The sequence below is a fragment of the Streptomyces sp. NPDC090442 genome, from assembly GCF_044769405.1.
Taxonomy (GTDB): Bacteria; Actinomycetota; Actinomycetes; order Streptomycetales; family Streptomycetaceae; genus Streptomyces.
Genome location: NZ_JBIVXW010000160.1, coordinates 1 through 6,071 on the forward strand (window position 1 = coordinate 1; position 6,071 = coordinate 6,071).

Here is a 6,071-nt window from a genome sequence, read left to right on the forward strand (position 1 = left end):
GCGGGCGGGGGGGGGGTCCCCGTGGTAAAGCGAAGCAGTCTGGCACCCCCACCCCTCCGGCCCGTCACCGCACCCCAACAGCACCGCGCAGCGGACAACTCGGCGCGCACCGGCAGCGGACCGGCAGCGGACGGGCAGCGGACCGGCAGCGGATCGGCCCGCGCCGCAAGGCGCGAAACAGCAACCCCCACGGCGGGAAAGCCGACAACCTGGGAACCAACCACCGCACCCCCGTCGTCGATTTTGGCGTACAGCCACTTTTCTCCATACGATCCGGCGATGATCATCACAACGATCACCAAACGGATCACCAGGCGAAGGCTGGCGTCCGGGGTGTGCGGACTGCTTGCCGCGATGGCGGTGGGGCTGTTGCCCACGACGGCCGTCGCCGGCGAGCCCACCGGGGAGCCCGCCGCATCGGCTCCCAAGGTGGAACTGACGCTCGACGTCAGCGGCTCGATGCGGGCCCGGGACATCGACGGGCAGAGCCGGATGGCGGCGGCGAAGCAGGCGTTCAACGAGGTGCTGGACGCCGTCCCCAAGGACGTCCAGCTCGGCATACGGACGCTCGGCGCCAACTACCCGGGCAACGACCGCCAGGTCGGCTGCAAGGACACCAAGCTGCTCTACCCGGTCGGGCCGCTCGACCGGACCGAGGCCAAGACCGCGGTGGCCACGCTCGTGCCCACCGGCTGGACGCCGATCGGCCCGGCCCTGCAGGCCGCGGCCAAGGACCTCAAGGGCGGTGACGGGCAGCGCCGGATCGTGCTGATCACCGACGGCGAGGACACCTGTCAGCCGCTCGACCCCTGCCAGGTGGCCCGGGACATCGCCGCCGAGGGCATCCACCTCACCGTCGACACCCTCGGGCTGCTGCCGGACGCCAAGACCCGCAGCCAGTTGAGCTGCATCGCCGAGGCGACCGGCGGCACGTACACCTCGGTGCAGCACACCGACCAACTCCGGGACCGTGTGCACCAGTTGGTGGACCGAACGGCGCGGCCCGTGGCCACTCCGGTGGCGACCAAGGGCGCCACGCAGTGCGCCACCGCCCCGGAGCTCAAGCCGGGCCTGTTCACCGACCGGGAGAAGTTCGCCGAGCACCGCTGGTACCGGGTGAACGTCAAGCCGGGCCAGGAGCTGCGCGCTTCGGTGAGCGTCGGCGCGGACCGCGCGGTCAACAACGACTACGGGGTGCTGCTGCGCGCCTCGACCGTGCACGGCCGGGAGATCGTCCGCGGTGCGGAGGCCGGCGACGGCCGGACCGACGTGATCTCCACCGGGCTGCGCTACGCCAAGGCCGACGACGCCGCCGCCGGGGACGCCCCCGAGACGGTCTGCCTCCAGGTCAGCAACTCCTTCTCGGCGGGCCCCTCGGTCAAGACCGACCCGGGTCTGCCGGTGGAACTGGCCGTGGACCTCGTCGACGGGCCGCACGACGCCTCCGACGTCGCCTCCTTCGGCCTCGGCCGGGGCTGGTGGCTGCTCGGCGCCCTGGCGCTCACCGGTCTGGTGGGCGGCCTGGTGTGGGGCTGGATCTCCCGTTGGCGCATCACCGTCTGGAGGACCAACTGATGCGTAGCGTACGCAAGATGACGGGACGTACGGCACGTACGGTCCTGGCGGTGCGGGGTGCCGGGGTGTTGGTGAGCGCCGCCGCGGTGGCGTTGGTCGGGGCCGGTGCGGCGGTCGCCGACAGTCCTAGCCCGAGCGCCAGCGCCAGCGCCAGCAGTGCGGGGGACGCCGCCAAGGGGCCCACGGAGGCCGGCACGTCCTTCCGCACCGCGACGCCGATCGCCCTGGACCAGCGGGCCACCGCCAGCGCCTCCACCGGCGACTACCTGTACTGGGTGCTGCCGGCCGACGTCGGGCAGCAGGTCACCGTCAAGGCGAAGGTCACGCTGCCGAAGGCGGCCCGACACGGCGCGACCACCTGGCAGTTGGACGTGTACGACGGGCTGCGGCGCCGGCAGGCGTGCCGCTACGGCGTGCAGACCAAGGCGGCGGCCGAGAACGCCGACACGGTCGAGCTGTCCTGCGCACTGCGCACGGTGCGCGGCTGGGCCGAGCAGTGGTCCAACGATCCGCTGCCCGGCAACTACTACGTCCGGCTGACCGCCGTCGATCTGCCGCAGGAGGAGCTGGGGCAGCCGGTGCAGACGGAGGTCGAGGCGTCCGCGGCCGACGCGGGCGGCGCCCGGGCGGTGGACGGGAAGCTGTCCGCTCCCCTGGTGCCGGGCGCCGGGACCGCGTCGCCGAAGCCGCAGCAGAGCGGCGCGACCCAGCAGCCCGCCGCGGACGGCGCGCCGGACGGCGGCTGGTCCTCGGGCTGGTGGTCGGACCGCTGGGTGTGGACCGCGATCGGCGGCGTGCTGGCGGCGCTGGCCGGCATCGGCGGCTACCGCCTGACCCGCGGGTCAGGCCGGCCGACGCACCTGCCGCCGGGGGTCTGACCGACCGGCGGGCCGGGCCGGACGGTCGCGGTGGGGCGTGGCGGAATGCGGCGGCCCACCGGGGACGCCCGGCCCCGGAACCCCGCCGTCCGGCCCCGCCGGCGGCCGGCGGCGGGGTACGCCCTGCGGGCGCGGGGGCCGGCCCAGGTGTAGAGAAGAGGTATGCGCGTCCGGCACCGTCGTCATCGAAGCGGCCGGCCCTGGCGGCTCAGCCACGGGTTGATCGCCCTGCCGCTCGCCCTGATCGCGGCGGTCACGGTGCTGGACCTCACCTCGCCCACCACCATCCACCTGGGCCCGTTCCTGGTGGCGGCGCCGGCGCTCACCGCCTCGTTCGCGGGCCCCGCCCTCACCGGCGCCATCGGGGCCCTGGCGGTGGCCGCGCAGATCCTCATCGGCTTCCTGCACGGCGGGATCGCCACCTCGAACCACCAGGCGCAGATCGCCGCGCTGGTCATCATCTCGGTGCTGGTCACCGTCTTCCGCTACGTCCGCGACCGGCACCAGCGGCAGTTGAGTCGGGTGCGCACGGTGGCGGTGGCCGCCCAGCAGGTGCTGCTGTGGCCGTTGCCGCGCCGGAGCGGGGCGCTGCGGATCGAGTCGGCGTACATCTCCGCGGAGGCCGAGGCCGAGATCGGCGGCGACCTCTACGCGGCGGTGCCGGTGCCGGGCGGGACGCGGCTGGTCATCGGGGACGTCCGCGGCAAGGGCCTGACCGCGATCGGGGAGGCCGCGGCGCTGGTCGGGGCGTTCCGGGGCACCGCCTACCAGCACCTCGCGCTGCCGGCGGCCGTCGCGCACCTGGGCAACGCGGTGCACTGGAACATGGCGCACGCCCCGGAGGAGGACCCGGAGTCCTTCGTGACCGCCCTGGTCCTGGACGTCTACGACGACGGCCCGTGCGTCGAGCTGGTCAACTGCGGGCACCCCCCGCCGCTGGTCCTGGGGAGCGGCGGGATTCGGTCGCTGGAGGTCGCCGAGCCGGCGGTGCCGCTGGGGCTGACGGCCCCGGCCGAGGCCGACTACAAGGTCGAGAGCTTCGCGTTCGGGCCGGGCGAGGTGCTGCTGCTCTACACGGACGGGGTGATCGAGACCCGGGACCGCTCGGGGGCGTTCTACCCGTTGACCGAGCGGCTGGCCGAGTGGAACGAGCCCGATCCGGCGGCGCTGATCAGGCGGCTGCACCACGACCTGCTGCGGTACGCGGACGGCAATCTGGGCGACGACGTGGCCATGGTCGCGATCACCCGGCCCCCGGGGGCCGGCCCGCGCTGACGTTTGCCTGCGGCCGGCTGCTTCCCACGATGCCGGTTGCCCCACCGTGGGGGTTGCGGTTTTGCGCCTGCGGCGCCGATCCGCTGCGCGGGGCGGGCCGAGTTGTTGTCCGCTGCGCGGGACAGTCGGCCCCGGAGACCCGCCACCTTCCGTTGGATGGGTGGAAAACCAGATGAGTGGGGGCTAGCCATAGTGGTCCCCAAACCGTCGGGACCCGTCATCCCGCCAACGGCCGTTCCTCTCCCTGACGGACACGACTCAGTCCAGAGAGCCGAGTTGACCCACCGGCGGAGCGTCCCGCCCACAGGAAATCCACCCCTCCCCGGGAGGGGACGGGCCGGAGGGGCAGGGTGTTCGGACGTAAAGCGAAGCAGTCCGAACACCCTGCCCCTCCGGCCCGTCACCGCACCCCGACAGCCCCGCGCAGCGGACCGGCCCCGCGCAGCGGACCGGCCCCGCGCAGCGGACAACCAGCCAGCGCCGCAGGCGCAAAGAACAGCACCCCGCACGGCGGGAAAGCCGACAACGCGGGCGGGAGATAGACACGGTAGCCGCGGAAGCTGGCGACGTCGGGCAGGGGCGCGGGCCGCCAGCCGCGGGCGAGTGCGGGCGGGGCGGTGGCCGGCGGGACGAGTAGCGCCACCGGCCGGCGGCCGGCCTCGGCCACCAGTCGTTCCGGGGTGGTGCCGGCGTCGGGTCCGGCGGTCTGTCGGGAGGCGCAGCCGGCGTAGTAGGCGAGTTGGACGGCGTGGTCGCCGGAGAGCACGCAGGGCGGGCGCACCCCGAGCGCGTGCAGGGCGCCGGCCGCGGCCGTGAAGTCCCGTCGCATGTGGCGGTTGCGGGCGGTGTTGCCGGTGAGCACGGCGAGTTGGACGACCAGGTGGACGGCGAGCGCGACGGCGAGGAGGGCCGTGGGGCGCGACCGGAGCCGGCCCCGGGGGGCGGCCAGCCGGCACAGGCCGTCGGCCACCGGGAGCGCCAGCAGGGCGTAGGCGGGCAGCAGGAAGCGGGGCGCGGCGTAGTCGAGGAGGAAGAGGTAGGGCACCGCGGTCGCGCCCGCGACGGCGGCCGGCAGCACGGCGGTGGCGGTGCGCCGGGCCCGACGGGCGGCCAGCACACCGGCGGCGGTCAGCGGCGGCAGCGCGTACCACCACACCGCGGTGACCGGGTGCGTCCAGGGCACGTCGCAGGGCCGGCACAGCCCCCGCCCGTCCAGGCTGCGGAGCTGGGCGCCGACGGCGAGGTGCCAGCCGATGCCGCCCTGGATCTCGGCGGCGCGGTGCAGCCGGGCGAGCAGGCCCCCGTAGTGGGCGTACGCCTCGACGAGCCAGTCCGCGGCGCCCAGCAGCAGCCCGCCGGCCATCAACGGGACCAGCGCGGGGCGCCGCCAACGGGACACCACCAGCGCCGCGGTGGCCGGCACCAGCACGAGCCAGACGGCGTCCGGCGGGCGCATCAGCCCGACGGCCGCGACGGCCAACGGGAGCCCGACGAGCGCCCGGCGGTCCTCGCGGTCCCGGACGGCGCGCAGGAAGCAGCCGGTGGCGGCGAGCGCCCCGTAGGCGGACCAGAGGTTGGGCATGACCTGGGGGCCGTAGTAGAGGGTGATCCAGAGGGTGGCGAAGAGGGCGCCGCCGAGGGCCAGCACCCGGGTGGGCAGCAGCGGCCGCCAGACCCGAAGCGCCGCCCACAGCCCGGCGCCGGACAGGACCGCGAGGGCGATCCGCAGGGCGGTGGCGTCGGAGGTCAGCGCGGCGACGGGGGCGATGAGGTACGTGATGCCGCGGGCCCGGGGCGCGCTGAAGAAGGCGGCCGGCACGTCCCGGGCGACCTGGCTGGCGTAGACCGTCTCGTCCCACCCCAGGCCGGTCCCGGGGACCACCAGGACGAGTTGGAGGAGGGCGAACGCGGCGCCGGTGAGGGCCAGCCAGGGGCGCGGGCGGGACGCGGCCCGGGGCTCCGGGGCGGGCCGTCGGGCGGCGCGGGCGGGCGCCGGGGCCGTCCGTACCGCCCGGGCGTCCGGCAGGGACCGGCTCTCGTCCATGATCAGACCTCGCGAGGTGGGAGGGGCGCCGGAGGGGCTCCGCCATCATGCGGGCAGCCGGCTGGCCGGGCACTGCGCGCGCGCCGATCGGCAGCCGGCTTCGGCCTGCCGGCGGATCCGGCGCGCCGCCTACACTGGGCGCTCCGGTGCAAGCGGCGCGGGAGGACGGAGTGCGGCAGTGGTGAGGAGCATCGAGGGGGAGGCGATGGCCGACCCGTCCGCCGAGGTGCTGGCCGAGGCGGCCGGGGTGTTCGGCCTGCTGGCCTCACCCCCCAGACTGCACATCGTCTGGGCACTGG

At 75.2% G+C, this 6,071-nt stretch carries 4 protein-coding genes and 1 pseudogene; 4 read left to right on the forward strand and 1 reads right to left on the reverse strand.

The genetic code is table 11. The features are described from left to right. The first annotated feature begins 279 nt into the window (after window positions 1–279). The 3 genes from ACIQU6_RS43570 to ACIQU6_RS43580 all read left to right on the forward strand — a co-directional run bounded on the left by ACIQU6_RS43570 (window position 280) and on the right by ACIQU6_RS43580 (window position 3,728). The gene (locus ACIQU6_RS43570; RefSeq protein ID WP_403488106.1) at window positions 280–1,575 is read left to right on the forward strand and encodes a VWA domain-containing protein; all 1,296 of its coding nucleotides are present in this window, start codon (window positions 280–282) and stop codon (window positions 1,573–1,575) included. A gap of 17 nt (window positions 1,576–1,592) precedes the next feature. Beyond that, window positions 1,593–2,453, forward strand: coding sequence for a hypothetical protein (locus tag ACIQU6_RS43575; protein WP_403488108.1), 861 nt, complete (start codon window positions 1,593–1,595; stop codon window positions 2,451–2,453). A 162-nt stretch (window positions 2,454–2,615) separates the two neighbouring features. Continuing rightward, window positions 2,616–3,728 (forward strand): PP2C family protein-serine/threonine phosphatase, encoded by a 1,113-nt coding sequence (locus ACIQU6_RS43580; RefSeq protein WP_403488110.1) that lies wholly within the window; start codon window positions 2,616–2,618, stop codon window positions 3,726–3,728. A 400-nt stretch (window positions 3,729–4,128) separates the two neighbouring features. Here the strand turns inward: ACIQU6_RS43580 and ACIQU6_RS43585 are convergent, their stop codons facing one another. Further along, entirely contained in the window at window positions 4,129–5,772 is a 1,644-nt protein-coding gene (locus ACIQU6_RS43585; protein WP_403488112.1) for a hypothetical protein, read from the reverse strand. Window positions 5,773–5,977: 205 nt separating this feature from the next. On the opposite strand from ACIQU6_RS43585, the pseudogene ACIQU6_RS43590 reads away from it, so the two are divergent. Continuing rightward, window positions 5,978–6,071, forward strand: a pseudogene (locus ACIQU6_RS43590) (transcriptional regulator); the annotation flags it as partial.

Bases quoted from the DNA above. Each gene is read 5' to 3' on its own strand.
- ACIQU6_RS43580 (WP_403488110.1), top strand. From the start codon at position 2,616: ATGCGCGTCCGGCACCGTCGTCATCGAAGCGGCCGGCCCTGGCGGCTC.
- ACIQU6_RS43585 (WP_403488112.1), bottom strand. From the start codon at position 5,772: ATGGACGAGAGCCGGTCCCTGCCGGACGCCCGGGCGGTACGGACGGCC.
- ACIQU6_RS43570 (WP_403488106.1), top strand. From the start codon at position 280: ATGATCATCACAACGATCACCAAACGGATCACCAGGCGAAGGCTGGCG.
- ACIQU6_RS43575 (WP_403488108.1), top strand. From the start codon at position 1,593: ATGACGGGACGTACGGCACGTACGGTCCTGGCGGTGCGGGGTGCCGGG.